Genomic DNA, 2,310 nt, shown 5'->3' on the forward strand with positions numbered 1-2,310 from the left:
GGTGGCGAGGATCCGGTCGACCAGTTGGTCGAGGTAGTCGGGGGTGAGCCCTCCCATGCCGAAGAGAATCCGGATGTAGAGGGGGGCGAGGATGTGGTCGAGCACGTCGAGCGCTTCGGGTGGATTCTCGCCGCGGCTTCGGGCGCGGTCGAGCATTTCCGCCAGTTGCCTGGCGCGTTCGGCGAGGAACCGGTCGCGCGCTTCGGTTCCGGCCGTGCCGCCTCCGGACAGGGAGATGACCAGTCGTAGCACCGCGAGCCCTTGGGGTCCGGTCACGTCGCGTGCGACGCCCGCGGCGTAGCTGCGCAGGTCGCTGTCGAGACTGCCGGTGTCGGGTATCGGTGAGTTGGTGGTCAGCCAGGTGATGGCCACATCCGTGGTCAGCGCTTCGAGGGTGCCCCATCGCCGGTAGATGCTCGAATCGGCCACCCCGGCGTGCGTCGCCACGTCCCCGACGGTGAAGTTGCCGTATCCGCGCTGCACCACCAGATCGGTGACCGCCTGATGCACCGCGGCCCGCACTCGGGCGCTGCGCCCACCCGGACGACGGGCCGTGTCCTTGTCCGTCATGCTCCCACCTTAACGCAGTCGCGGCTTGCTTTTATAGCGCCGCAGGCTTACATTCATTAACGCAGTCAAAAATTGCGTTAGGAGCGACAGAATGCAGCCGCTGTTCTTTCCCGAGGACTCCCAGTTCTGGTACGAGACGTTGCGCACCTTCGGCCATATCGCCTATGGCGGAGCGGATTTCGGGGAGGTGGTGACCACGAGTGAACGGATCGTCCCGGGCGACTACGACAGCTGGCACGACCGGTGGCTGGCCACCGCCGACCGCGTCGCCGCCCAGGCGCATGCCTCGCTGCGCGCCGGGCACGGGGTGAGCGCGCGCGACGGATTCCTGCGCGCGTCCAATTACTACCGGATGGCCGAGTTCTTCCTGCACGGCGACGGCGACGATCCGCGCATCCTGCACGCCTACGATCTACAGGTCGACTGCTTCCATCGGGCCGCGGCGCTGTTCACCCCGGCGATCGAACCGGTGCGTATCCCCTACGAGGACACCACGCTTCCCGGCTACTTCTATCGCGTCGACACCTCCGGTGCGCCACGGCCGACGATGCTGATGTTCAACGGGTTCGACGGCTCGGCCGAGGAGATGCACTTCGCCGGCGCCGCGGCCGCGGTCGAGCGCGGGTACAACGTGCTGGTCTTCGACGGACCGGGGCAACCCGGTACCCGTCACCACCAAGGGTTGACCTTCCGGCCGGACTGGGAACACGTCATCACTCCCGTGGTCGACTACGCGCTCACCCGCCCCGAGATCGATCCGGCGAAGTTGGTACTGCTGGGCCAGAGCATGAGCGGTCTGCTCGCTCCCCGCGCGGCCGCCTACGAGCACCGTCTCGCGGCGGTCATCGCCTTGGACGGCGTCTACGATCTCGGCGACATCAGCACCGCCGCATTGCCGTTCGACCGTGCCGAAGCCGAACGCAGGCTGCGCGCGGACACCGATCCCGAACTCGACGCGATGTTCGCCGAGCTCATGGCCGCGAACCCGATGCTGCGCTGGTCGATCAACCACGGCATGTACGTGATGGGCTCCGCCACGCCGCGCGCCTTCGGCGCCGCCTACCTCGACTACACCCTCACCGACGGCACCGCGGCCCTGATCACCTGCCCCGTGCTGATCTGCGCAGGCGCCGACGACGGATTCTTCGCCGGTCAACCCGAGAAGCTCTACCAGAACCTGACCGGGCCGAAAACGCTGCTGGAATTCACCGCCGAAGACGGCGCCGATGCCCACTGCCAGTCCGGCGCGCAGCGCCTGGCCTACGCCCGCGTCTACGACTGGCTCGACGAAACCCTCACCCCCACCGCTTGACCCACCCGAAAGATCATCGCCATGAACCCCACCCCCACCGTCATCGACCACATCGGCGCCGCACTCGACATGACCGGCGGCATCGTCGCAGGCATCACCGACACCGACCTCGACCGCCCGTCCCTCTGCGACGGCTGGGACCTGCGCACCGAACTGAACCATCTCGTCGGCGGCATGCGAATCTTCGCCGCCGAACTCACCAGCATCACCCTCGGCCGTGACCATCACGACGACTGGCTCGGCGCCGATCATCACGCGGCCTTCGCGGCCGCGGCCGACCTCGATCGCGCCGCGTGGCATCGCCCCGACGCCCTCGACACCACGATCCGGCTCGGCTTCGGCCCGGTCCCCGGCCCGATGGCAGCCCTGATCCACCTCGGCGAACTAGTCGTCCACGGCGTGGATCTCGCCGTGAGCACAACCCAACA

The 2,310-nt window shown here is 67.7% G+C and carries 3 protein-coding genes; 2 read left to right on the forward strand and 1 reads right to left on the reverse strand.

The genetic code is table 11. The annotated features are described in order from the left end of the window. On the reverse strand, nt 1-570 hold a 570-nt coding region (locus ABZ420_RS35930), incomplete at its 3' end, for a TetR/AcrR family transcriptional regulator (RefSeq protein ID WP_357132652.1). A 91-nt stretch (nt 571-661) separates the two neighbouring features. Here ABZ420_RS35930 and ABZ420_RS35935 point away from each other — a divergent pair. Both ABZ420_RS35935 and ABZ420_RS35940 read left to right on the forward strand, forming a co-directional pair. Beyond that, a complete protein-coding gene (locus tag ABZ420_RS35935) occupies nt 662-1,882 on the forward strand; it encodes an alpha/beta hydrolase (RefSeq protein WP_357132655.1) in 1,221 nt (406 codons plus the stop codon). A gap of 21 nt (nt 1,883-1,903) precedes the next feature. Beyond that, the coding region (locus ABZ420_RS35940) for a TIGR03086 family metal-binding protein (RefSeq protein WP_357132658.1) at nt 1,904-2,310 on the forward strand (407 nt) is incomplete at its 3' end.

The organism is Nocardia sp. NPDC005745 (genome assembly GCF_040630775.1).
Lineage (GTDB): Bacteria > Actinomycetota > Actinomycetes > Mycobacteriales > Mycobacteriaceae > Nocardia.

Excerpts from the sequence above, each read along its gene's own strand:
- ABZ420_RS35935 (WP_357132655.1), top strand. The coding sequence starts at position 662 with ATGCAGCCGCTGTTCTTTCCCGAGGACTCCCAGTTCTGGTACGAGACG.